The sequence below is a fragment of the Streptomyces sp. NPDC107765 genome (assembly GCF_055657085.1).
Map to the genome: position 1 here is coordinate 25,036 of NZ_JBVKBL010000026.1, position 23,661 is coordinate 48,696.

Genomic DNA, 23,661 nt, shown 5'->3' on the forward strand with positions numbered 1-23,661 from the left:
AGTCGCAAGCAATCCAGGCATCTAGACAGCAAAAGGGGTGCGCATCGCATGGACCGCGGGACGGTCGGCAGTGCAAGCCGGGGCCGGCTTCACGTCGAGATCCGCCATCACGGCGCGAGTGCCGTTGTGACGGTCACAGGTGAGCTCGATCACCACACCGCGGATCTGTTGCGGGAATCACTCGAAGGCTGTGTGGACGACGGGTATGCACGCCTGGTGGTCGACTGCTCACAGCTCGAATTCATGGACTCCACCGGCCTCAACGTACTGCTCGGCGCGCGCCTGAAGGCGGAGGCCGAGGGGGGCGGGGTCCACCTGGCCGGGATGCAACCGGTGGTTGCCCGGGTATTCGAGATCACCGGCGCTGAGGCAGTCTTCACGGTGCACGATTCCGTCGATGCGGCCCTGGCCGAGTGACCTGACGACGGTGTCCGGAACGATCTGTTCCGGGCGCGTAGTCCGTGTCACAACTTCCGTACCCAAGAAGTGGGTGTTCTCACGGTCCGGTCGGGCAGGAGACATCTGAATCCGTTGCAAGCAGTCCGCTATCTGTTCTCCGTGAATAGGCGAATCGGTGAGGTGAAGCGCTGATGAGCACCACCCGGCCGTACCCGCCGGGCGATCTCGGCCCGGAGCCGGGCGGCGCCGGTGCTTCCGCCGCCGTTCCGTCCGCTGCCATGCCGGCGGGCCAGATCCGCCGGCTGCGCCTGGCGGGCACCCGGGGCGCCGTGGCACGTGGCCGTGATTTCGCCCGGCAGGCCCTGCACGACTGGGGCTGGCTGCCGGCCGCCAACGCCGACCAGCGGGCCGCGGCCGAGGACGTGCTGCTCGTCGTGTCGGAGCTGGTCACCAACGCCTGTCTGCACGCCGAGGGGCCCGAGGAGCTGCGGCTGCGGTGCACCTCCAAGATGCTGCGGCTGGAGGTCACCGACCTCGGCGCGGGCTCGCCGGCGCCGCGCAGCCCGCACCGCCCCGGCCGCCCCGGCGGCCACGGCATGTTCATCGTGCAGCGGCTCTGCCTGGACTGGGGCGTGGTGCGCAACCCCGACGGCACCGGCAAGACCGTCTGGGCGGAGCTCGCCGCACCGGCCTGACCAGGGCGGCGGGAGAAGAGCAGCGCGGGTCCGCGGACCCGCGCTTCGCCGTTCCCGGGCGCGTGCTCGCCACCGCCGGGCGGCCGGATGTGCCCGCCGCTGCGGCCCCGCACCGATCGGGGCTGTGCTGTGCCTTCCCTCGGCAAGGTCCCCGGCGTACCTTGAGCCGCCAATCTGATGTGCCGTCAGGAACAGTCGGCGGTGCGCCCACCGGGAGAAGGGGAACGGACAGTGGCCCGCTTCTACGCACAGCACGGCCGGCGACCGCGCCGGGCGGCCGGCCTCGCCGCCGCCGTGGCGATGACGGCCGGGTCCGCGGTGTGGCTCACCGCACCGGCCGCCCACGCCGACGTCGTCGACGTCAACTACCAGTGCAGAACGCCGATCGGGAACAAGGGCGCGGTCTCGCCGATCGACATCAAGGGCACCCCCAGCGGCGGCGCGTACAAGCTGGTGATGTCCTTCCGGAAGGGGGTCTCCTCCAGCCCCGTCGAGCTGGGCAAGGGCGCCATGAAGCCGAGCGCGCTGATCAAGCTGGGCGGCGCGGAGAGCGGTACGGTCCCGGTCGCCGGGCCGCCCAACGACCGGGCGATTCCGGCCAACACCCCCATCAAGATCAGTGACTTGAGCGGGACGTACACCCCCAAGGCGAGCGGCAAGGTCACCTTCACCGCTTCCACCCTCACCATCAAGGCGCTCGGCACCACGACCACCTGCACCCCCAGCAACCACCCCAAGCCCTCGCTCACGCTCGACGTGAAGGGCTCCGGTGGCAGCAGCGGCGGCAGCGCGTCCGGCGGCGGTACGGGCGGCTCCTCCGGCGGACGACTGCCGCAGACCGGACCGGCGGACTCCGCGGTGGCACTGGGCACCCTGGGCGGCACGGTGCTGCTGGCCGGCGCGGCCGGGGTGCTCTGGCTGACCCGCCGTCACCAGCGCGCCTGACCGCATCCGGACCGCCGCCTGCGCACCACGTGCAGCCTGTGCACCACGAGTACCAGGAGCCGCCGATGCCGTTCCGTCCTCGCCCCGCGGTCAGCGGTGCGCTCCTCGCGGCCGCAGCGGTACTGCTGTGCCCCGCCGCGGCCCAGGCCCGCCCCGCCGCGCCGGCCGGGCCGGGCTGGTCCGCCGCGCCCGCCCCCGGTCGCGGCGCCGAACCGAGCGCGCAGGACCGCCCGTACTTCTACCTGGAGGGGGCGCCGGGCACCGTGCTGGCGGACCGGCTGTCCCTCGGCAACCCCACCCGCCGGGCCGTCACCGTACGGCTGCGCGGCACCGGCGGCGGGACGGCCGGCGGCACCGGTTCCTGGCTCCGGTTCGCCGCGGGGCGGGTCACGGTCCCGCCGCGCACCCGGGCGAGCGTGCCGTTCACGGTGACGCTGCCGCGGGACGCCGCCCCGGGCGACCACCCCGCCACGATCACGGCGACCGGCGGACCGGCGCGGCACGGCGGGTCCGCGGTTCGGCGCACCGTACCGGTCCACCTACGGGTGGCCGGCCCGACGCTCTCCGCGCTGACCGCCGAGGACGTGTCGGTGCACCGGCGGGGGAGTGCGGCGGTCATCAGGTACACGCTGGTCAACCGCGGGAACACGGTGCTCACCCCACGGCTGGCGGTGCGCGCCGACGGCGTCCTCGGGCCGGTGCTGCGGCGCGCCGCACGCACCCTGCCGCTCACGCTGGAGCCCGGCCGGCGGGCCCGTCTGACGGAGGACTGGCCCGATCCGCCGGCCCTGGACGCGGTGCGCCTCCGGCTCACGGTGACCGCGGCCGGCGGTGCGCAGGACGCCGTCACGGCCTCGTACACCGCCCTCCCCTGGGGCGTCGCGGCCGGGGCGGCACTGGTCCCGGTGGCGGGCGCGGCCGGCCTGGTGGCCGTACGGCGGCGACGCCGGCGCCGGCGCGGGGACGAGCGGGACGAGCGGCGGGACGGGGGAGGGGGCAGGGGTGGCAGCAACGGGCGGCCCGCGACGACGGCTGTCCTTCCCGCGGCCGTCGCCACCGCCCTGGTCGCTGCCCTCGCCGCCGCCCTCGTCCTGGTCCCGCCGGCGGCCGGTACCGCGCGGGCCGCGTCGCCGGCCGAGGCCCCCGGTGGCCACCGGACCGTCCAGCTCTCCACGAAGGAGGCCGGCAAGGGCGGCACCGTGACCGTGACCGGGCGCGGCTGGCGGCCCAAGGCCCTGCTCACCCTGCTGATCTGCGGACAGAACATGATCGCCGGGACCAACTCCTGCGCCAACGGGGACGGCCGGGCGGTCACCACCGACGCGCACGGCGCCTTCCGCAGGCGCCTGCCGGTCGCCGAACCGCCCAAGCCCTGCCCCTGCGTGGTGCACGTGGCGACGGTGACCGGGGCGGCGGCCGCCGCGGACGCCGCGTTCAAGGTGGCGGGCCATCCGGTGGCGCCGCTGCCGAGGGAGCGCACCGGCGGCCGGCTGGCGGTGCTGTCCCCGCCGCGGCTGGCCGGCAGCAGCGGACTGCTCACCTGGTTCGGTGCCCCGCCGCAGCGTGAACTGACCGTCACGGTCGGCAATCTCGGCTCCGCGCCGGCCCGGAACCCGGTCTTCGAGGTCGGCACCTCGCACGGCGTCTTCGCCCCCCGGTGGGAGGAGCAGCAGTGGCGGGGGACCGTACCGCCCGGCAGGAAGGTCCAGGTCAAGCTGCCGGTCGAGCTGGCGGCCGGCGCCCACGGGGACTATCTGGTCTCCCTCCGGTACGGCGGCAAGGTGCTGGCCGAGCAGCCGTGGGGCGTCGGCCGGCCCTGGGGCGTGACGCTCTTCTGGGTGCTGCTGTGCGTCGTGGTCCCGACCGCCGTGTTCCGTCTCGGCATGGCGCTCGTGGACCGGCTACGCCCGCGCCGCCCGGCGGGTCACGCCCGCCCCCGCATCCGCACCCGTCGTACCACGCCGGCCGGCGACCGTGCCGCGCTGCCGTGGTTCACCCCGGACACCGCACCGTCCACCACCACATCCACGAAACGACCGACGTCGAAAGGTTCTACGTGATGAGGCAACGGAGGAGAGCCGCGGTGGCCTCGGTGGCCGCGCTGGCGCTCGCGGGAGCGGGCATGCTGGCCGCGGCCGGTGCCGCCGAGGCGGCGGAGGTCTCGTACAAGACGGAGTGTCTGCCGCCGCCGATATCGGGGCTGCCGCCGATCGAGGGCACCACGAAGGTGGATGTCAGCGCGCCCGCCACGGCCAAGGTCGGGGACGAGATCGCGGTGGTCTGGAAGACCGTCGAGGGCGCGTCCAAGAACCCCGACATCCTCGATCTGGGCAAGGACACCGTGCAGCCGACCGGCACGATCAAGGTGGCCGGGGCGCAGACCGGGGACCTGGCGATGCAGGGGCCGCGGCAGAACCCGCCGATCCCCAAGGGCGCCCCGATGAAGCTGTCCGACATGACGGGCAAGCTCAAGCTGACCCGGCCCGGTGAGGTCACGCTGACCCCCGGTTTCTACAACATCAACGTCAACCGGCCGATCTCCACGGACACCAAGTGCTCGCCCAAGGAGCAGGTGAAGCCCGCGGTGACGATCAAGGTCACCGACGGCGGGGGCTCCACCGGCGGAACGACCGGCGGCAGCACGAGCGGCACGACGGGCGGCAGCACGGGCGGCACGACGGGCGGCAGCACGGGCGGCACGACGGGCGGCACGACGGGCGGGACCACCGCGGGCACCAGCGGGGGCAGCACCGGCGGGAGCACCGCGGGCGGCAGCACCGGCGGCTCCACCGGCGGCGGCACCACCGGGGGTTCGATCACCGGCGGTTCGACCGGCGGCTCCGGCGGTGACCCCGACGGCACCGCGTACAAGGGCCAGGAGATTCAGGTCCCCTACGCCTGCAAGACGCCCATCGGCGACAAGAAGGCGACCTCGCCGGTGCAGATCAGCGCCGTGAAGAAGGGCGGCGGTTACGACCTGACGGTGCAGTTCAAGAAGTCCGTGATGAACAGCCCGGCGGACATCCCCAAGGACTCCGTCAAGCCGTCGATGGACGTCAAGGTGGGCGGCGCCGACAAGGGAACGGTCAAGGTGACGGGCCCGGCCAACCCCGCGCCCATCAAGTCGGGCGACCCGATCGCGATCCCCGATCTGAAGGGCACCTACACGCCGGGCGCCACCGGCAAGGCCACGCTGAGCCCGGGCGTGCTCACGGTCAACGCCCTGGGCACGACGACGACCTGCACCCCGGAGAAGGATCCCGGCGCCTCGCTCACCCTCGACACCGCGGCGCAGCCGGGCGGCACCTCCGGCGGCTCGTCGGGCGGGGCCACGGGCGGGACCACGGCGTCCGGCGGTGGCACGGCGTCCGGCGGTAGCGCGACCGGATCGGCCGGCGGCCCGGGCAGCAGTGGCAGCGGCGGCGAGCTGGCCCACACCGGCGAGGGCGGACGGGGCGCACTGACCGCGCTCGGCCTGCTGGCCGGCACCGCCGTCCTGCTGGGCGGCGCGGTGTTCACGGTCCTGCCGCGGCGCCGGGCACGGCTGCGCTGATCCGGCGGGTCCACCGCACGACGAAGGGGGCGCCGCACCGTCGGTGCGACGCCCCCTTTTTCACCGTCCGGGGCCGGCAGGCGTCAGTTGACGCCGCCCATCAGCTCCTTGACCCGCTTGCGGGACGTCCAGATGCCGATGCCGGCGACGACCGCGAGGGCGGCCTCGACGGCGACCGAACCCGAGGTGTTCAGGTCGACGTTCAGCTGCGGCGAGGTCAGCAGGCCCGCCACGGAGTCACCGGCGGTGACCGCGAGGAACCAGACACCCATCATCTGGGAGCTGTACTTGGCGGGTGCCATCTTCGTGGTGACCGACAGGCCGACCGGGGAGAGGCAGAGCTCACCGATGGTCTGGATGAAGTAGATCGCCACCAGCCACATCGGGCTGACCTTGCCGCCGTTGGCCGCGGTGTCCAGCAGCGGGAAGAGGAAGACGGCGAACGAGATGCCGATCAGCGCGAGGCTGGACGCGAACTTGACGGCGGTGCTCGGCTCCTTGCCGCGCTTGTTCAGCCACAGCCACCCGGAGGCGACCACCGGGGCGAGCGCCATGATGAAGACCGGGTTCAGCGACTGGTACCACGACGTCGGGAAGTGGAAGCCCAGCAGGTCGTTGGTGGTCGAGTTCTCACCGAAGATCGACAGGGTCGAGCCGTTCTGGTCGTAGATCATCCAGAAGACGGCGGCGACCACGAAGAACCAGATGTAGCCGGAGAGCTTGGACTGCTCCAGCTCCGAGAGCTCCTTGTCGCGCTTCATGCGGAACAGCACGGCGACCGGGATGATCAGACCGGCGATGGTGATCGGCAGCAGCGCCCAGTTGGCGAAGTTACCGGTCACGCCGAGCAGGGTGTAGAACACGCCCGCGACGACCAGCCAGATCAGGCCCTTGCGCAGCACCGACGTCTTCTCCTGGGCCGTCGCCGGCTGCGAGACGACATCGCTCTCGGCGCTCAGGTGGCGGGTGCCGAGCAGGAACTGCGCGAGGCCGAGGGCCATGCCGACCGCGGCGAGCGTGAAGCCGAAGTGCCAGTTGACGCTCTCGCCGACGGTGCCGATCGACAGCGGGGCCAGGAAGGCGCCGAGGTTGATGCCGATGTAGAAGAGCGTGAAGCCACCGTCACGGCGCGGGTCCTGCGGACCGTCGTAGAGGTGGCCGACCATCGTGGAGATGTTCGCCTTCAGCAGGCCGGAGCCGAGCGCCACCAGGATGAGGCCGGCGAAGAACGTCGCCGCGGTGGGCAGGGCGAGCGTGATGTGACCCGCGATGACGACGACGGCGCCGATGGCGACCGTCTTGCGCGGCCCCCAGAAACGGTCGGCCATCCAGCCGCCCGGCATGGCGAGCAGGTAGACCATCGCCATGTACACGGAGTAGATCGCCGTGGCCGTCGTGGCCTGCATGTGCATGCCGCCGGGGGCGATCAGGTACAGCGGGAGTAGGGCCTTCATGCCGTAGAAGCTGAAGCGCTCCCACATCTCGGTCATGAAGAGCGTGGCCAGTCCGCGCGGGTGGCCGAAGAAGGTCTTGCCGCCGTTCACAGGGGTTCCCTGCTGGGCAGCGCCCTTCGTCAGGCTGGACGCCATGATGGTTCCTTGCTGCTCGGGACGCTGGCGAAGGCCGTGACGCGCCCGGTGGGGGATGACCGGCACCGGTGTGGGCCCCTCCGCCCCCCACGCCCGGGGGGTTCGGTGCGCACGCGGTCATCGAGGCAGCACCGGCAGGACGGTCCACACCGGGATCCACGCCCCCCGTGCTGCTCGCGCGGTGGACCCGGTCGACAGGTCGATCACTGTGTACCGGGGCTGGTCGTACCAGCCCCGCACACAACAGGGACCGGTGACGTCAGTTGAGCGTCACGGTCCCGGTGGTTGTGCGTTGGACGTTGTATTCACCATACGACTCGATCCGCCCCCGATGGGGCTCGTGAGACAACGCTCACACTGAAGTGGGGAACCATGCGCGCCCCTCCGGGCGACCGCGCGCGCCGCCCCGCGCGGGCGCGCCGCAGGTCACGCTGCAGGAACGGTCCGCCGTCGGCCATCCGTGCTGGTCCGCCCCTCGGGCCGGATACATCGGACTACCATCGGCCCATGACCCGTGTACTGCTCGCCGAGGATGACGCGTCCATCTCGGAGCCGCTCGCCCGCGCCCTGCGCCGCGAGGGTTACGAAGTCGAGGTGCGCGAGGACGGACCGACGGCGCTGGACGCCGGTATCCAGGGCAACATCGACCTCGTCGTCCTGGACCTGGGACTGCCCGGCATGGACGGCCTGGAGGTCGCCCGCCGGCTGCGCAACGAAGGCCATTCCTTCCCCATCCTGGTCCTGACGGCCCGCGCCGACGAGGTGGACACCGTCGTCGGCCTGGACGCCGGCGCCGATGACTACGTCACCAAGCCGTTCCGGCTCGCCGAACTCCTCGCCCGGGTACGGGCCCTGCTCCGCCGCGGCTCCACCGCCGAGCCCCAGCAGCCGCCGGCCACCCACGGCGTCCGCATCGACGTCGAATCGCACCGCGCCTGGATGGGCGAGGAGGAACTCCAGCTCACGGCGAAGGAGTTCGACCTGCTGCGGGTCCTGGTGCGGGACGCCGGCCGGGTCGTCACCCGCGACCAGCTCATGCGCGAGGTCTGGGACACCACGTGGTGGTCGTCCACGAAGACGCTGGACATGCACATCTCCTGGCTCCGCAAGAAGCTCGGGGACGATGCCGCCAACCCCCGCTACATCGCCACCGTCCGCGGTGTCGGCTTCCGCTTCGAAAAGAGCTAGGGGCCCGTGCGCCGCCGCCTGATCAATTCCACGCTCGCCGTGGTCCTCGTCGTGATCGCCGTCTTCGGCGTCTCCCTCGTCATCGTCGAGACCCGGACGATCCAGGCCGGCGCGCAGGAGAGCGTGGCGTCCGAGGCGGTCCGGCTGGTCGGGATAGTGGAGAGCCGGCTCGGCGGCGGGGAGAAGATCACCCCCGACGTGCTCTCCGAGCAGATCACCGCCAAGCGGCACGCCGAGATCAAGGTGCCCGGCAAACCGCCGATCGAGATCGGGCAGCGCCCCGCCGGCGGCGTCATCCAGTCGACCGTGCGCGGCGACCGCGGCGAATCCGTCACGGTCCAGGAGTCCCGGTCCACGGTCAGTTCGGAGATCGGCCGGACGCTGCTGGTCATCCTGGCCGTCGCGCTGCTGGCGATCCTCGCGGCCGTCGTGCTGGCCGTCCGCCAGGCCCGCCGGCTGACCGCACCGCTGACCGACCTCGCCGAGACCGCCGAGCGGCTCGGCTCCGGCGACCCCCGCCCGCGCCACCGCCGTTACGGCGTGCAGGAGCTGGACCGGGTCGCCGACGTGCTCGACGCCAGCGCCGAGCGGATCGCGCGGATGCTGACCGCCGAGCGGCGGCTGGCCGCGGACGCCTCGCACCAGCTGCGGACGCCGCTGACCGCGCTGTCGATGCGGCTGGAGGAGATCACCCTCACCGACGACCCGGACACCGTGAAGGAAGAGGCCACCATCGCGCTGGCCCAGGTGGAGCGGCTGACCGACGTCGTACAGCGGCTGCTGACCAACTCCCGCGACCCGCGCAGCGGCTCCGCGGTCGCCTTCGACCTGGACGAGGTCGTCAAGCAGCAGATCGAGGAATGGCGGCCGGCCTACCGCAGCGCCGGGCGGGCCATCGTCCGCTCCGGGAAGAAGGGCCTGCGGGCCGTCGGCACACCGGGCGCGGTCGCGCAGGTGCTGGCCACCCTGATCGAGAACTCGCTGATGCACGGCGACGGCACGGTCGCGCTGCGTACCCGCGTCACCGGCAACCAGGCCGTCGTCGAGGTCACCGACGCCGGCCCCGGAGTGCCGGCGGACCTCGGCTCGCGGGTCTTCGAACGGACCGTCTCCGGCCGCAATTCGACGGGGCTGGGGCTGGCCGTCGCCCGGGACCTGGCGGAGGCGGACGGCGGGCGGCTGGAACTGCTGCAGCAGCATCCGCCGGTCTTCGCGCTGTTCCTGGCCCGGGAGGCCGAACCCGTCGAGGAGTGACGCCGGCCGGCGCTGCGGGCGCCGCCGGCGGGCTACTTGGGGCTACTTGCGGGAGGCGGGCCGCCGCGCGTGCGGGGCACGGTGCGGCGCCTCCGCGCCGTCGGCGAGGAAGGACTCGGCCGTCTCTATCGCCTCGCGGGCCGGCAGCGTGCGGAAGACCCAGGTGCGGTACGACCAGAAGCGGAAGAGCGTGGCGAGCCCGATGCCGAGGAACTTGAAGACGTTGTTCTGCAGCGGGGTGTCCCAGTGGAAGCCGTACGTCGCGATGTAGAGCAGACCGTTCTCGATCACCAGGCCGACCGCGCTGAACAGCAGGAAGAGCGTCAGCTCCTTCGTGCGGCCCTGCTTGTCGCGGTCGCGGTAGGTGAAGTACCGGTAGCCGATGTAGTTGGTGCCGGTCGCCACGACCGTGGCGATGATGCTCGCCCGCACCACGGGCACCTCGGTCAGATGCCGTACGAGGTTGAAGACCACGAAGTTGACCACGACGCCCGCGCCCCCGACGGCACCGAACTTCACCACTTCGCGGGTGAGCGCCTCCAGCCTCGACCGCAGTGCGCTCCGTTCACTCATGGTGCTCGTTCAGCTCCCCGTCGTGGGCGGTGTGCGCGGCCGTCAACCTTGGTCCGCACCCTCATGCTAACCACGCCCGCCCCAAGCGCTCCCGTCGACCGCTCGGTCGACCGCTCAGCCGACCGTGACGCGGAAGTTGAGGGTGCGGGCCCCCGGCTCGTCGGCCGCCCCCGCCGAGCAGCGCCGACAGCGCACCAGACGGAGGTCCGTACGCCCCGGCCGGAGCGCCTCGAAGTCGAGGTAGCGGGCCGGGCCGGTGCTGCCGCGGGCCTCGTGGGCGCCGGCCGGCCGCAGGACGGCCGGGTCGGGCCGGGGCGCGGCGACGATCCAGCGGAAGCCGCCGGCGGGTTCGCCGGCGACCTGCACGCTGAAACGGTCGCCGGCGGACACCGCGATCTCGGTGTCGTCCGGGCCGTAGACCTTCGGCGCGGACAGCTGGCTGACGACGGAGTGCAGGGCGATCAGCAGCGCGGCGATCGCGATGACGATCACCAGCGTCCTGGCGCCCCTGGATATGTCGCTGTTCTCCATCCGGTCTCCCCTTCGCCGGGCCCGGGACGGGCACCGGGCATCCCCCCGTACCGGCTGCCCCGGCCCGGGACCGACGACCGCGGTGATCTTCCACCGGCGATCTTCGAACGTGCGAACTCGGAGGATCATCCAAGCCGGGTCAGGCGGAACGACGGCTTACGGATACCCTGGGGGCGTGACGTTCCCGGTAGTCGGCATGGTCGGCGGCGGTCAGCTCGCCCGTATGACCCACGAGGCGGGTATCCCCCTCGGCATCAAGTTCAAGCTCCTCAGTGACACCCCGCAGGATTCGGCGGCCCAGGTGGTCAGCGAAGTCGTCATCGGCGACTACCGCGATCTCGACACCCTGCGCGCCTTCGCCCGCGGCTGCGACGTGATCACCTTCGACCACGAGCACGTTCCCACCGAGCACTTGCGGGCCCTGGAGGCCGACGGCATCCCCGTCCGCCCCGGTCCCGACGCGCTGGTACACGCCCAGGACAAGGGCGTGATGCGGGCGAAGCTGGACGCGATCGGCGCGCCCTGCCCGCGCCACCGCATCGTCTCGGACCCCGAGGACGTGGTGCGGTTCGCGGAGGAAATCAGCGGGGGCGGCGCGCAGCGCCTCGGTGAGGGGCGGTGGCCGGGCGACGGGTCGGGCGGCTTTCCCGTGGTCCTCAAGACCGTCCGCGGGGGCTACGACGGCAAGGGCGTCTGGGTCGTACGATCCTCCAAGGAGGCCGCCGAGCCGTTCCGTGCCGGGGTGCCCGTCCTTGCGGAGGAAAAGGTCGATTTCGCCCGCGAACTCGCGGCCAACATCGTCCGCTCCCCGCACGGCCAGGCCGTCGCCTACCCGGTCGTGGAGTCCATCCAGGTCGACGGCGTCTGCGACACGGTGATCGCCCCGGCGCCCGGCCTCGACCCCGAACTCGCCGGCCAGGCACAGGAACTCGCGCTGCGGATCGGCAAGGAACTGGGCGTCGTCGGCCACCTGGCCGTCGAGCTCTTCGAGACCGCCGACGGCCGGATCCTCGTCAACGAGCTCGCCATGCGCCCGCACAACTCCGGCCACTGGACCCAGGACGGCGCGATCACCTCGCAGTTCGCCAACCACGTCCGTGCCGTGCTCGACCTCCCGCTCGGCGACCCGCGCCCGCGGGCCCGCTGGACGGTGATGGCCAACGTCCTCGGCGGCGACTACCCCGACATGTACTACGCGTACCTGCATTGCATGGCGCGGGACCCGCAGCTGAAGATCCATATGTACGGCAAGGACGTGAAGCCCGGCCGTAAGGTCGGACACGTGAACACCTACGGCGACGACCTGGCGGATGTGCGCGAGCGCGCCGCGCACGCCGCCGGCTACCTGCGAGGAACGATCACCGAATGACTTCCGCTGCTAGCCCTCTGGTCGGCATCGTCATGGGCTCCGACTCCGACTGGCCCGTCATGGAGGCCGCCGCCCAGGCCCTCGCCGAGTTCGAGGTGCCCCACGAGGTCGACGTCGTCTCGGCCCACCGGATGCCCCGCGAGATGATCGCGTACGGCGAGGACGCGGCCGACCGCGGCCTGAAGGTGATCATCGCCGGCGCGGGCGGCGCGGCCCACCTCCCCGGGATGCTCGCCTCGGTCACCCCCCTGCCGGTCATCGGCGTCCCGGTCCCCCTCAAGTACCTGGACGGGATGGACTCCCTCCTCTCCATCGTGCAGATGCCCGCCGGTGTGCCGGTCGCCACCGTCTCCGTCGGCGGCGCCCGCAACGCCGGACTGCTCGCCGCCCGGATGCTCGCCGCGCACGACCCCGAACTCCTGGCCCGGATGCGGGAGTTCCAGCAGGAACTCAACGAACAGGCCACCGAGAAGGGCCGCCGGCTGCGCAACAAGGTCGCCACCCCGGGCGGCTTCGGCTTCGGCGGCGCCAAGTGAGCACCTCCCGGGACGCCGCCCGGGACCTGCTCACCCGCTGGCCCGTCGTCGACGGCCACAACGACCTGCCCTGGGCGCTGCGCGAGCAGGTCCGCTACGACCTCGACCGGCGCGACATCGCCACCGACCAGTCCGCCACCCTCCACACCGACCTGCCGCGGTTGCGGGCCGGCGGCGTCGGCGCGCAGTTCTGGTCGGTCTACGTACGCGCCGACTACGCGGGCGACACCGCGGTCAGCGCCACCCTCGAACAGATCGACGCGGTACGGCAGTTGGTCGCCCGCTACCCCGACGCGCTGCGCCTGGCGCACACCGCCGACGACATGGAGGCGGCCCGCGCCGAGGGCCGGATCGCCTCCCTCATGGGCGCCGAGGGCGGCCACTCCATCAACAACTCGCTCGCCACCCTGCGCACCCTGCACCAGCTGGGCGTGCGCTACATGACCCTCACCCACAACGACACCATCGACTGGGCGGACTCGGCGACCAACGAGTCGCGCCACGACGGCCTGTCCGCGTTCGGCGAGGAGGTCGTCCGGGAGATGAACCGCTGCGGGATGCTGGTCGACCTCTCGCACGTCTCCGCGGACACCATGCGCGACGCCCTGCGGGTCAGCACCGCGCCGGTGATCTTCTCGCACTCCTCCGCGCGGGCCGTCTGCGACCACCCGCGCAACGTCCCCGACGACGTGCTGGCCCAGCTGCCCGCCAACGGCGGCATCGCGATGGCCACCTTCGTGCCGAAGTTCGTGCTGCCCGAGGCGGTGGAATGGACCCGGCGGGCCGACGAGAACATGCGCGCCCACGGCCTGCACCACCTCGACACCACGGAGGAGGGCATGGCCGTCCACCGGGCCTTCGAGGCCGCCGAACCGCGGCCGAGGGCCACCGCGGCGACCGTCGCCGACCACCTCGACCACATGCGCGAGGTCGCCGGCGTCGACCACATCGGCCTCGGCGGCGACTTCGACGGCACCGCCTTCACCCCCGACGACCTGGCGGACGTCGCGGGCTACCCGAACCTGATCGCCGAACTGCTGGACCGCAACTGGTCCGAGGCCGACCTGGCCAAGCTGACCTGGCAGAACGCGGTCCGCACGCTGCGCGCGGCGGAGGACGTGGCGCGCGCCGAGCGGCAGCGGCGCGGCCCGTCCCACGCGACGATCGAGCAACTGGACGGCTGACCGCGGCCGTTACTTGAGGCAGAGGCAGAAGGGGTGCCCGGCGGGGTCGAGATAGACCCGGAAGTCGCGCACCCCTTCGTCGTGCTGCACGAGCTTCGCGCCCAGCCCGACGACCTTGCGCTCGGCCTCGTCGATGTCCGCCCGGGCCACGTCGAAGTCCAGGTGCAGCTGCTGCGGCACGTCCTGGCCCGGCCACTGCGGCGGCCGGTAGCCGCTCTCCACGCGCTGGAAGGCCAGGGCCCGGCCGTGGGGCCCGGCGACCTCGATCCAGTCGTCCTCGTCGCCCCGCGTCACCTGCCAGCCGAGCATCTGCGCGTAGAACTCCGCGAGCGCGGCGTGGTCGGGACAGTCCAGCACGGTGACACCCAACGAGATCATGGCGTTACCTCCATACGCGTCCAACCGGTAACTTCATTACTGCATGATGGCAGCTATCGGTAACATTGCAAGGTGGCATCCCGAACGGCCCCGGACTCCCTGCTCCTCGTACAGGACCTGGTCAACACCCTCGACATCGAGACCGGCGCGGACACGCTGTGCGCCGACGGCGGCTCCCGCGCCTTCCTGCGTGACCACGGATTCCCTGAACTCACCCTGGAAAACGACGGGTTGGCCAACCTCCAGCAGCTACGAGAGGCACTGCGCGCAGCCTGCCTGACCCACACCACCGGCACCCCGCTCCCCGCCCCGGCGGCCCGCACCCTGAACCGGCTGCTGGCCGAAGCACCCCTGGTGCTGGCCGTGGGAGCGGACGGCCGCCCCGCGCTCCGCCCCGCCGACGGCCTCCAGGGCGCCGCCCACCTCACCGCCCACATCGCCGCCGCGATGGCGACCGCGGTCGCCGACGGCACCTGGACCCGGCTCAAGGCCTGCGAGGCCCACGACTGCCACTGGGCCTTCTACGACCGCAGCCCCGCCGCCCGCAGCCGCTGGTGCGACATGGCGGTATGCGGAAGCCGGGCGAAGATGCGCACGTATCGCGCAAAGCGCGCTTAGGGGTGCCGCCCACGTACTTGGCCGTCCCGCCGTCGGGGTTGCTCGCCGTTGCGCTTTGCGGCGCCGCGTACGTGGCTGTCTGCGGCGCCGCGGGTCGTCTCGCCGTTGCGCCTGCGGCGGGCTGGGTTTGTGGTGGGTGCGGTGACGGGCCTCCGGGGCCGGTTGTGTGGACTGCTGTCGCTTTACGTCCACACAACCGGCCCCTCCGGCCCGTCCCCTCCCGTTTGGGGGAGAAGGAATGCGGTGGTGGGGGCGGGCGTTGAGGCATGCAAGGGGGCTTGGGAACCCCTACGGGCTGGTCGAACAGAACCCGTAAGGGTTACGAGCGCCCCTCGCAGGGCCTCAACGCAACGAGCTGGGGCGGCATTCCGCACACCCCCCACGCCCCCAACGCGAGGTACACCCGGAACGACGACGCCCACCCCCACCGGCCTTCCACCCCCCACCAACGGGAGGGGACAGACCGGAGGACGAAGTCTGTAGGGCTGTCACCGCACCCGACAACACCACGCCCGCCGCCAGGCGCAACGGCGAGACGCCCCGCGACGAGACAGACAGCTACGTACGCGGCGCCGCAAAGCGCAACGGCGAGAAAGCCCCGCGGCGGGACGGACGGGTACGTGGGAATCAGGCGCGAGGGCGCCCCAGCGCTCGGTAGGTCCAGCCTGCCTTGCGCCAGAGTTGGGGGTCGAGCGCGTTGCGGCCGTCCAGGATGCGGCGCTCGGCGGTGACCTCGGCCAGGGCCGCCGGGTCCAGCTCGCGGAACTCGCGCCATTCGGTCAGGTGCAGGACCACGTCCGCGCCGCGTACCGCCTCCAGTGCGGTGTCGGCGTAGGCCAGCGTCGGGAAGAGCCGGCGGGCGTTCTCCATGCCCTTGGGGTCGTAGACGGTGACCTGGCCGCCCTGGAGGTGGATCTGGCCGGCGACGTTGAGGGCGGGGGAGTCCCGGACGTCGTCCGAGTCCGGCTTGAAGGTCGCGCCGAGGACCGCGACCCGCTTGCCGAGGAAGCCGCCGCCGACCGCGTCGCGGGCCAGCTCGACCATGTGGCCGCGGCGCCGCATGTTGATCGAGTCGATCTCGCGCAGGAAGGTCAGTGCCTGGTCGGCGCCCAGCTCACCGGCGCGCGCCATGAACGCCCGCAGGTCCTTCGGCAGGCAGCCGCCGCCGAAGCCGATGCCGGCCCGCAGGAACTTCTTGCCGATCCGCTCGTCGTGCCCGATCGCCTCGGCGAGCTTCAGCACGTCGCCGTCGGCCGCCTCGCAGACCTCGGCCATCGCGTTGATGAACGAGATCTTCGTCGCCAGGAAGGAGTTGGCGGAGGTCTTGACCAGCTCGGCCGTCGGGTAGTCCATGACGATGAACGGCGAGCCCTCGGCGATCGGCTTGGCGTAGATCTCGCGCAGCAGCTCCTCGGCCTTCTCGCCGGCCACACCGGCGACGATCCGGTCCGGGTGCAGGGTGTCCTGGACGGCGAAGCCCTCGCGCAGGAACTCCGGGTTCCAGGCCAGCTCGGCCGCCGGGCCGGCCGGGGCGGCGGCCGCCAGCCGCTCGGCGAGCCGGGCCGCGCTGCCCACCGGCACCGTCGACTTGCCGACCACCAGCGTGGGCCGGGTCAGATGCGGCGCGAGCGCGTCGAAGGCGCTGTCCACGTAACTCATGTCGCAGGCGTACTCGCCGTGCTTCTGCGGGGTGTTCACGCAGACGAAGTGGACGTCGCCGAACGCGCCGGCCTCCTCGTAGGAGGTGGTGAAGCGCAGCCGCCCGGTGGAGCCCTCGATGCCGGCGACGTGGCGGCGCAGCAGCTCCGCAAGGCCCGGCTCGTACATCGGGACCTCGCCGCGCTGCAGCATCTCGATCTTCTCGGGGACCACGTCGAGCCCCAGCACCTCGAAGCCGAGCTCGGCCATGGCTGCGGCGTGGGTGGCGCCGAGGTAGCCGGTGCCGATCACGGTGATCTTGAGGGCCATGGGTGCTCCAGACGCATGCTGACGAAGACGGCCGGACCGAGCATAGTCGCGAGGGGAATGGCCTACTCCAGTCGCGCGGCGGGCAGGACCGTAACTGTCGGCAACCTCACGTATCCGCAGGCCGGGCCCGGAGCCTAGAATCCGGAGAGGTAAAGGGTTACTTAACGGTAGTTAGCACTGCCGGAGCTCAGGGGAGTGAGAGTTAGTGGCGGGAACCGCTGATTTCGATCTGTACCGGCCGTCCGAGGAGCACGACATGCTCCGCGAGTCGGTGCGCTCGCTCGCCGAGGCGAAGATCGCGCCGTTCGCCGCCGCGGTGGACGAGGAGGCCCGCTTCCCGCAGGAGGCGCTCGACGCGCTGGTCGCCAACGACCTGCACGCCGTCCACGTACCGGAGAACTACGGCGGTGCCGGCGCCGACGCGCTGGCGACCGTCATCGTCATCGAGGAGGTCGCCCGGGTCTGCGCCTCGTCCTCGCTCATACCGGCCGTCAACAAGCTCGGTTCGCTGCCAGTGATCCTCTCCGGCTCCGAGGAGCTGAAGAAGAAGTACCTGGGCCCGCTCGCCGGCGGCGACGCGATGTTCTCGTACTGCCTGAGCGAGCCGGACGCCGGTTCCGACGCGGCCGGCATGAAGACCAAGGCCGTCCGGGACGGCGACCACTACGTCCTCAACGGCGTCAAGCGCTGGATCACCAACGCCGGCGTCAGCGAGTACTACACGGTGATGGCCGTCACCGACCCGGAGAAGCGCTCCAAGGGCATCTCCGCCTTCGTCGTCGAGAAGGGCGACGAGGGCGTCTCCTTCGGCGCCCCGGAGAAGAAGCTCGGCATCAAGGGCTCCCCGACCCGCGAGGTCTACCTCGACAACGTCCGCATCCCCGCCGACCGCATGATCGGCGAGGAGGGCACCGGCTTCGCCACGGCCATGAAGACCCTGGACCACACCCGCATCACCATCGCGGCCCAGGCGCTCGGCATCGCCCAGGGCGCGCTGGACTACGCCAAGGGCTACGTCCAGGAGCGCAAGCAGTTCGGCAAGCCGATCGGCGACTTCCAGGGCGTCCAGTTCATGCTCGCCGACATGGCGATGAAGCTGGAGGCGGCCCGCCAGCTCACCTACGCCGCGGCGGCCCGCTCCGAGCGGATATCGGCCGGCGGCAAGGGCGAGGACCTGACCTTCTTTGGCGCCGCGGCCAAGTGCTACGCCTCGGACGCCGCCATGGAGATCACCACGGACGCGGTCCAGCTGCTCGGCGGCTACGGCTACACCCGCGACTACCCGCTGGAGCGGATGATGCGGGACGCCAAGATCACCCAGATCTACGAGGGCACCAACCAGGTCCAGCGCATCGTGATGGCGCGCAACCTGCCCCAGTAGGCCCCACGGCACACGGGAAGGGGCCCGGACCGCGACTGCGGTCCGGGCCCCTTCCCGTGTCCGGCCCCCTGCGTCAGTTGCTGCTGACGGTGACCTTCTCGTCGTTGTTCAGCTGCTGGACCAGCTGCTGCAGCTTGGCCTTGTCCCACACCAGGTTGCCGCCGGTGGAGCCGGAGACCGGCATGTTCATCGACTTGCCGTCACCGCTGGTCACGCCCTTCATCGCGAAGAACATCTCGCCCAGGTCCCACAGGCTCATGTCCTTGTCGACGATCAGCGTGTCCAGGCCGGCACCCATCACCGGGTAGAGCTTGAACGGGTTGAGCACGGTGCCCGGCGTGGCCGTCTGGCTGGCCAGCGACGACAGGAACTTCTGCTGGTTCTTCGTCCGGTCCAGGTCACTGCCGGCGAAGGCGTGCCGGGTGCGGACGAAGGCGAGCGCCTGCTGGCCGTTGAGGGTCTGCTTGCCGGCCGGGAAGTCGGCGCCGGACCACTTGTCCTTGAACGCCTTGGGGATGTCCATCTCCACACCGCCGATGGCGTCCACGATGTTGGCGAAGCCGGCGAAGCCGATCTCGACGTAGTGGTCGATGTGCAGGTGGGTGTTGGCCTCGACGGTGCGGACCAGGAGCGTCGGGCCGTCCTCGGCGTAGGCCGCGTTCAGCTTGGTGTGCCGCCCGGTGCCCGGGTACTTCTTGCCGGACTCGTTGCCGACGTAGCTTGGTATCTCGACGTCCGAGTCACGCGGCAGCGAGATCAGCGTGGGGCCGTTGCTGCCGTCGTGCAGGATCATCATCGAGTCGGTGCGCTTGCCCTCGGCGGAGCCGGTGTGCAGCTTCTTCTTCTGCTCGGCGGACATGCCCTCGCGGCTGTCCGAGCCGACGATCAGGTAGTTCGTGCCGTCGCCGGTCTCCGGCCGGTCGATGACCTTGCTGAGGTCGACCTGGCGGCGGAGCTTGCCGTCGGCCCAGAAGTACGTGGCGACCGAGGCGACCGCCAGGACGACGACCACGGTGATGATCGTCCACTTGATGCGCCGCCCCCAGCGCGGCCGCGGCCGCCCGCCGCCGTACCCGTCGTCGTGGCGGCCGCCACCGCCGCCACCGCCTCCGTAGACCTGGCCGGTGTTGTAACCGTCGTACGCGTCGTCGTAGCCCTGGGACTGCTGCGGCGGCACGGTCGCGCCCCTGCGCGGGGACATCGACGGCGGCAGCGGGGGCTCCTGCCGCTGATAGCCGGGGGCCGCGTCACGCCGCACCTGGGGCATGGCACGCGCACCCTCCGGGTCGGCACCGCTGCCGCGCCCGTATCCGTTGCCGCTCCGGTCGCCGGACCATCCGTTGGGCCACTCATTCATACCCGGCAGTGTGCACGGCGCAGGGCCCCGTCCCATAGGGCAGGTGCCGGATCGGGCCAGCCCTGTTGCAGACCTGATGCAAAGCGACGGCGGCGTTCCGCCGCATATCGCAAGGGCCCATGACCATTCCGACCTGCGAGAACGGAATCTACGATTCCGGATGCTCCCCACGTACCCGACTTTCCCGCCGTGGGGGTTTGTGGCATTGCCCACGTTCCGCTGCGCTTGGCTTTCCTCCCACGTACCTGGCTGTCCCGCCGTTCCGCTGCGCTTTGCGGTGCCGCCCACGTACCTGGCTGTCCCGCCGCGGGTCGTCTCGCCGTTGCGCTTTGCGGCGCGCCGCACGTACCTGGCCGTCCCGCCGTCGGGGTTGCTCGCCGTTGCGCCTGCGGCGGGCTGGGTGGGTGTCGGGTGCGGTGACGGGCCTGCGGGGCCTTGTTCGTGGACTGCTGGCGCTTTACGTCCACGAACAAGGCCCCTCCGGCCCGTCCCCTCCCGTTGGGGGAGTGTGCGGGTTTGTGGGGGCGCGCGTCGTTGAGTGAGCACCTGGTGGCGTGGGGTTTTGGGAATGCCTTGCCCGGCCCGGTTGGTTGTGGCCCCGCAGGGGGCCCTCGTAACCCTTACGGGTTCTGTTCGACCGTCCCGTAGGGGTCCCCAGGTCCCCTTGCATGCCTCAACGCCCGCCCCCACGCACCGCATTCCTTCTTCCCCAACGGGAGGGGACGGGCCGGAGGGGCCGGTTGTGTGGACGTAAAGCGTCAGCAGTCCACACAACCGGCCCCGCAGGCCCGTCACCGCACCCGACACCCACCCAGCCCGCCGCAGGCGCAACGGCGACCCAGCCCCGCGGCGGGAAAGACGAGTACGTGCGGGGCGCCGCAAAGCGCAACGGCGAGAAACACCCGCGGCGGGACAGACAGCCACGTGCGGCGCGCCGCAAAGCGCAACGGCGAGCAACCCCGACGGCGGGACGGCCGAGTACGTGGGAAGCCCCCGTTTACGCTGGGGAGCATGAATGAACTCGTCACCGACCGTGAACCGGTGGGCAAGCCCACCTCCGTGTCGCGCATCACGCTCAGCCACATCATGACGGCCGGCGACACGAACCTCCTCGGGACGGTGCACGGTGGCGTGATCATGAAGCTGGTCGACGACGCCGCGGGCGCGGTGGCCGGCCGGCACTCCGGTGGGCCGGCGGTGACCGCCTCGATGGACGAGATGGCCTTCCTGGAGCCGGTCCGGATCGGTGACCTGGTCCACGTCCGCGCCCAGGTCAACTGGACCGGCCGCTCGTCCATGGAGGTCGGCGTACGGGTCCTGGCCGAGCGCTGGAACGAGTCCAGTCCGGCCCAGCAGGTCGGCTCCGCCTACCTCGTCTTCGCCGCCGTCGACGAACACGGCAAGCCGCGCCCGGTGCCGCCGGTGCTCCCCGAGACCGAGCGGGACAAGCGCCGCTACCAGGAGGCGCAGATCCGCCGTACGCACCGGCTCGCCCGGCGCCGTGCCATCAAGGAGCTGCGCGAACGGCGCGCCGCGGAAGGCCTCGACGACGCATAGCGGCCACCGCCAGCTGCCCCAGCAGCGCCAGCCCCGCCCCGATCACGGTGCCGACCGCCGCGCACAGCACGTCGTCGATGTCGGCGATCCGCCCGGCCCGCATGAGCAGCTGCGCCGTCTCGATCACCAGGGACAGCCCGACCCCCAGCAGGAACGCCAGCGAGGCCGGGACCCGCGGCACGGCGAACCGCAGCAGCAGCGGCACCGGGACGAACAGCGCCGCGTTGGCGGTCTGCCGCCGTACCAGCATCGCCAGCTCCCCGGGCTCCATCCGGGCGCCCAGCTCGAACAGCCCCTCACCGGGCCGCCACCACACCGTCGCGTCCCCCGAGCCGATCGGCTGGGCCGGTGCCAGCGTCGCCACCAGGAGCAGCAGCAGCCAGCCGGCCAGCAGCACCCGGGCGGTGGTGCGCGGTGCCGGGCCGGCCGGGGCCCGCGCGGTCCACAGGGCGAACCCCGCCGCCAGCGCCAGCGCCGCGATCAGGAACAGCGCCACCGTGGTGGGGGTGATGCCCAGCACAACCTGCCACACGAGGTGCCCCTTTTCCGAGGAGGTCCGTGGCGCCCGGCGGGCGTCAGCTGCAGCTCCACTTGGTGACGTAGACCGTTTCCGCGTGCTCCATGACGCCGCGGATGCACTCGTCCGCGAGCATCTCCACCCGGCCGCTCAGCGTGACCGCGCCGTGCCGGGTCCGCCGGGTGCCGAACCAGCCGGGGAACGCCGTGATCCGGGTGTTCTTGCGCTGGTAGCCCAGCCGTACCGAGATCTCCCCGAGGCCGGCCGCGCCGTGCCGCCGGTAGGTGGCGGTGTACGTCCCGTCGGAGCCCACCGGGCCGCGCAGGCACAGCTGGCCGCGGACCAGGTCCCCGCAGCCGGTCGGGGCGGCGGGCGCCGGCGGTGCCGCGGCGGCGGTCGCCGCGACCAGGCACAGCGCGGCCGCCGCGACGAACGCGCGGCGGACCCGGCGGCGGGCATCCGGGCGGTGCGCCGGCGGTGCGGCCGGGGTGCGGCGGGGTGCGGGGACACTCATGCCGGGGCCTCGCTTCGCTCGCTCATGGGCACACCGCCTGGTCGCCGGTGACCGCCGCCACCGCGCCCGCCGGCGGCGCCGGCTCCTCGGCCCGCACCCGGCGCACCGCCTGGTGGCCCTGCCCGACCGTCACCCGCATCACCGGCCCCTGCCCGGTCACCGGCCGCAGCACGGCGCCCGGCAGCGCGGCGGCCAGCGAGCGGGCCGAGCGGTCCCAGCGCGGGTCGTAGGCGATGACCGTACGGGCCGGCCGGCCGAGCGTGGAGTCGCCCGGGGTGCCGACCGTCGTGAACCCGGTCGCGTGCAGCTCCCGGGCCACCGCCGTGGCCGGCCCCGCCCGGTCGCCGCCGTTGTCGACCTGCACCTGCACCCGGCCCGGCGGCACGTCCACCACCGCGGCGCGCGGCCGGTGCCGGTCCCGGTGCTCCGCGAGCGGCCGGTCCTCGCGGATCGCCTCGAAGAGCTTCGGCGCCCGCACCGGGTCCCACCGCACGGTCGAGCCGACGCCCGGCACCGGCTGCGCCACATTGCCCAGCGGGACGGAGGTGAACTCCGACGACGAGGGGGTGAAGCCGCGCATCGCCTGCCCGAGGTCGACCAGGTCGTTCGCCTCGAATCCCGGGTCCGCGCGGACGGACGCCAGCATCGTGTCGGCGACGTCCTTGAAGCGGATCGGGTTCATCAGCACCCCGGAGGAGGTGATCTTGTGGATCAGGGCGGCCAGGAAGCGCTGCTGGCGCTGCATCCGGCCGAGGTCCGCGGAGCCGTCGATATGGCGCGAGCGCACGTACTGCAGCGCCTGCCCGCCGTTGAGCTGCGCCTTGCCCACCGGCAGGTTCAGCCCGGTGTAGCTGTCGCGCAGCGGCCGTACGGTGCAGATCTCCACCCCGCCGACCGCGTCCACGGTCCGCATGAAGCTGGTGAAGTCGACCTCCAGGTAGTGGTCGATGTGCACGCCCGTCATGTGCTCGACGGTCCGCACGGTCAGGTTGGGGCCGCCTTCGGCGTAGGCCGCGTTCAGCTTGATCGGATGTGCGGCGCGGGCCCGGCCGGTGGCCGCGTCCGTATGGGCGGGCACCTCGGCGTAGGAGTCCCGGGGCAGGCTGACGATGCTGGCGCGGTCCCGGTCGGCCGACAGGTGCACCAGCATCAGGGTGTCCGTGCAGTGGCAGGGCTGACCACCCAGGTGGTACTTCTCCTTCTCCTCCTGGGTGAGCTTGTCGCGCCCGTCCGTGCCGACGACCAGGAAGTTCAGCCCGTCGCCGCCCCCGGGCCGGTTGCTCATCCCCTGGAAGGCGTCCACCCGGCCGATGCCGGTCTCGACGCCGGTGACCATGGCGTGCCCGACGCCGCTGGCCGACAGCAGCAGCAGGGACGTGGCCGCGCCGATCCGCAGCCCCCAGCGCGGGCCCGCCGGGCGGCGGTGCGCGCCGGAGCGGTCGGCCCGGCGGGCGGAGCGGAACGGCGCGGTCACGGGGGACACCTCCGCGGTACGGACGGAACCGGCGAGAACACCGTAGGTCCATACGATCTGCTGCAAAGCACCACACGCCGG

General features: G+C 72.1%; 22 protein-coding genes. 13 read left to right on the plus strand and 9 right to left on the minus strand.

Features of this window, described 5'->3' with window-relative positions; genetic code table 11:
* Nucleotides 1-48 precede the first annotated feature (48 nt).
* From ACZ7MX_RS38075 to ACZ7MX_RS38095, 5 genes are all read left to right on the plus strand, one after another.
* Nucleotides 49-417, plus strand: a complete 369-nt coding sequence (locus tag ACZ7MX_RS38075; protein WP_030416081.1) for an STAS domain-containing protein — start codon at nt 49-51, stop codon at nt 415-417.
* Nucleotides 418-590: 173 nt separating this feature from the next.
* Nucleotides 591-1,094 (plus strand): ATP-binding protein, encoded by a 504-nt coding sequence (locus tag ACZ7MX_RS38080; RefSeq protein WP_030416080.1) that lies wholly within the window; start codon nt 591-593, stop codon nt 1,092-1,094.
* 231 nt (nt 1,095-1,325) lie between these two features.
* Entirely contained in the window at nt 1,326-2,039 is a 714-nt protein-coding gene (locus ACZ7MX_RS38085) for an LPXTG cell wall anchor domain-containing protein (protein WP_472139069.1), read from the plus strand.
* A gap of 1,061 nt (nt 2,040-3,100) precedes the next feature.
* Nucleotides 3,101-4,099, plus strand: coding sequence for a hypothetical protein (locus ACZ7MX_RS38090; protein ID WP_472139149.1), 999 nt, complete (start codon nt 3,101-3,103; stop codon nt 4,097-4,099).
* Nucleotides 4,099-5,592 (plus strand): hypothetical protein, encoded by a 1,494-nt coding sequence (locus ACZ7MX_RS38095; protein ID WP_472139071.1) that lies wholly within the window; start codon nt 4,099-4,101, stop codon nt 5,590-5,592. Before ACZ7MX_RS38090 ends, ACZ7MX_RS38095 begins: the two co-directional genes overlap by 1 nt.
* Nucleotides 5,593-5,675: 83 nt before the next feature.
* On the opposite strand, the gene ACZ7MX_RS38100 is transcribed toward ACZ7MX_RS38095, so the two are convergent.
* Complete coding sequence (locus ACZ7MX_RS38100) at nt 5,676-7,181, minus strand: peptide MFS transporter (protein WP_472139073.1); 1,506 nt, start codon at nt 7,179-7,181, stop codon at nt 5,676-5,678.
* Between the two features lie 507 nt (nt 7,182-7,688).
* Here ACZ7MX_RS38100 and ACZ7MX_RS38105 point away from each other — a divergent pair.
* Together ACZ7MX_RS38105 and ACZ7MX_RS38110 are read left to right on the plus strand one after the other, a co-directional pair.
* Entirely contained in the window at nt 7,689-8,369 is a 681-nt protein-coding gene (locus tag ACZ7MX_RS38105) for a response regulator transcription factor (RefSeq protein WP_030416075.1), read from the plus strand.
* 6 nt (nt 8,370-8,375) lie between these two features.
* Complete coding sequence (locus ACZ7MX_RS38110) at nt 8,376-9,623, plus strand: ATP-binding protein (protein WP_472139075.1); 1,248 nt, start codon at nt 8,376-8,378, stop codon at nt 9,621-9,623.
* A 42-nt stretch (nt 9,624-9,665) separates the two neighbouring features.
* On the opposite strand, the gene ACZ7MX_RS38115 is transcribed toward ACZ7MX_RS38110, so the two are convergent.
* A complete protein-coding gene (locus tag ACZ7MX_RS38115; protein ID WP_472139077.1) occupies nt 9,666-10,196 on the minus strand; it encodes a GtrA family protein in 531 nt (176 codons plus the stop codon).
* Nucleotides 10,197-10,310: 114 nt separating this feature from the next.
* Nucleotides 10,311-10,727, minus strand: coding sequence for a protease inhibitor I42 family protein (locus ACZ7MX_RS38120; protein ID WP_472139079.1), 417 nt, complete (start codon nt 10,725-10,727; stop codon nt 10,311-10,313).
* A 175-nt stretch (nt 10,728-10,902) separates the two neighbouring features.
* On the opposite strand from ACZ7MX_RS38120, the gene ACZ7MX_RS38125 reads away from it, so the two are divergent.
* Genes ACZ7MX_RS38125 through ACZ7MX_RS38135 form a run of 3 tightly spaced genes read left to right on the plus strand, consistent with a single transcriptional unit; the run spans nt 10,903 to nt 13,816 of the window.
* Complete coding sequence (locus tag ACZ7MX_RS38125; protein WP_472139081.1) at nt 10,903-12,096, plus strand: 5-(carboxyamino)imidazole ribonucleotide synthase; 1,194 nt, start codon at nt 10,903-10,905, stop codon at nt 12,094-12,096.
* A complete protein-coding gene (gene purE, locus ACZ7MX_RS38130; protein ID WP_472139083.1) occupies nt 12,093-12,632 on the plus strand; it encodes a 5-(carboxyamino)imidazole ribonucleotide mutase in 540 nt (179 codons plus the stop codon). Before ACZ7MX_RS38125 ends, purE begins: the two co-directional genes overlap by 4 nt.
* Nucleotides 12,629-13,816: a dipeptidase gene (locus ACZ7MX_RS38135; RefSeq protein WP_472139084.1), complete on the plus strand. Its 1,188-nt coding sequence runs from the start codon at nt 12,629-12,631 to the stop codon at nt 13,814-13,816. Before purE ends, ACZ7MX_RS38135 begins: the two co-directional genes overlap by 4 nt.
* 9 nt (nt 13,817-13,825) lie before the next feature.
* Here ACZ7MX_RS38135 and ACZ7MX_RS38140 read toward each other — a convergent pair whose 3' ends face one another.
* On the minus strand, nt 13,826-14,194 hold the full coding sequence (locus ACZ7MX_RS38140) for a VOC family protein (RefSeq protein ID WP_472139086.1): 369 nt from the start codon (nt 14,192-14,194) through the stop codon (nt 13,826-13,828).
* Between the two features lie 72 nt (nt 14,195-14,266).
* On the opposite strand from ACZ7MX_RS38140, the gene ACZ7MX_RS38145 reads away from it, so the two are divergent.
* The gene (locus tag ACZ7MX_RS38145; protein WP_472139088.1) at nt 14,267-14,812 is read left to right on the plus strand and encodes a CGNR zinc finger domain-containing protein; all 546 of its coding nucleotides are present in this window, start codon (nt 14,267-14,269) and stop codon (nt 14,810-14,812) included.
* Nucleotides 14,813-15,439: 627 nt separating this feature from the next.
* On the opposite strand, the gene ACZ7MX_RS38150 is transcribed toward ACZ7MX_RS38145, so the two are convergent.
* Nucleotides 15,440-16,780: a UDP-glucose dehydrogenase family protein gene (locus ACZ7MX_RS38150; protein WP_030416066.1), complete on the minus strand. Its 1,341-nt coding sequence runs from the start codon at nt 16,778-16,780 to the stop codon at nt 15,440-15,442.
* A gap of 205 nt (nt 16,781-16,985) precedes the next feature.
* Between ACZ7MX_RS38150 and ACZ7MX_RS38155 the strand changes: the two genes are divergently transcribed.
* Nucleotides 16,986-18,161 (plus strand): acyl-CoA dehydrogenase, encoded by a 1,176-nt coding sequence (locus tag ACZ7MX_RS38155; RefSeq protein ID WP_472139090.1) that lies wholly within the window; start codon nt 16,986-16,988, stop codon nt 18,159-18,161.
* Between the two features lie 73 nt (nt 18,162-18,234).
* Here ACZ7MX_RS38155 and ACZ7MX_RS38160 read toward each other — a convergent pair whose 3' ends face one another.
* On the minus strand, nt 18,235-19,518 hold the full coding sequence (locus tag ACZ7MX_RS38160) for an LCP family protein (RefSeq protein ID WP_472139092.1): 1,284 nt from the start codon (nt 19,516-19,518) through the stop codon (nt 18,235-18,237).
* Between the two features lie 1,011 nt (nt 19,519-20,529).
* Between ACZ7MX_RS38160 and ACZ7MX_RS38165 the strand changes: the two genes are divergently transcribed.
* Nucleotides 20,530-21,075, plus strand: a complete 546-nt coding sequence (locus ACZ7MX_RS38165; protein ID WP_472139094.1) for an acyl-CoA thioesterase — start codon at nt 20,530-20,532, stop codon at nt 21,073-21,075.
* Here the strand turns inward: ACZ7MX_RS38165 and ACZ7MX_RS38170 are convergent.
* From ACZ7MX_RS38170 to ACZ7MX_RS38180, 3 genes are read right to left on the minus strand one after another with little or no spacing between them, the layout of a single operon-like run.
* Nucleotides 21,026-21,607, minus strand: coding sequence for a VanZ family protein (locus ACZ7MX_RS38170; RefSeq protein WP_472139096.1), 582 nt, complete (start codon nt 21,605-21,607; stop codon nt 21,026-21,028). The genes ACZ7MX_RS38165 and ACZ7MX_RS38170 overlap by 50 nt on opposite strands.
* A 43-nt stretch (nt 21,608-21,650) precedes the next feature.
* Complete coding sequence (locus tag ACZ7MX_RS38175) at nt 21,651-22,106, minus strand: hypothetical protein (protein ID WP_472139098.1); 456 nt, start codon at nt 22,104-22,106, stop codon at nt 21,651-21,653.
* Nucleotides 22,107-22,128: 22 nt separating this feature from the next.
* Nucleotides 22,129-23,580: an LCP family protein gene (locus tag ACZ7MX_RS38180; protein ID WP_472139100.1), complete on the minus strand. Its 1,452-nt coding sequence runs from the start codon at nt 23,578-23,580 to the stop codon at nt 22,129-22,131.
* Nucleotides 23,581-23,661: the final 81 nt, after the last annotated feature.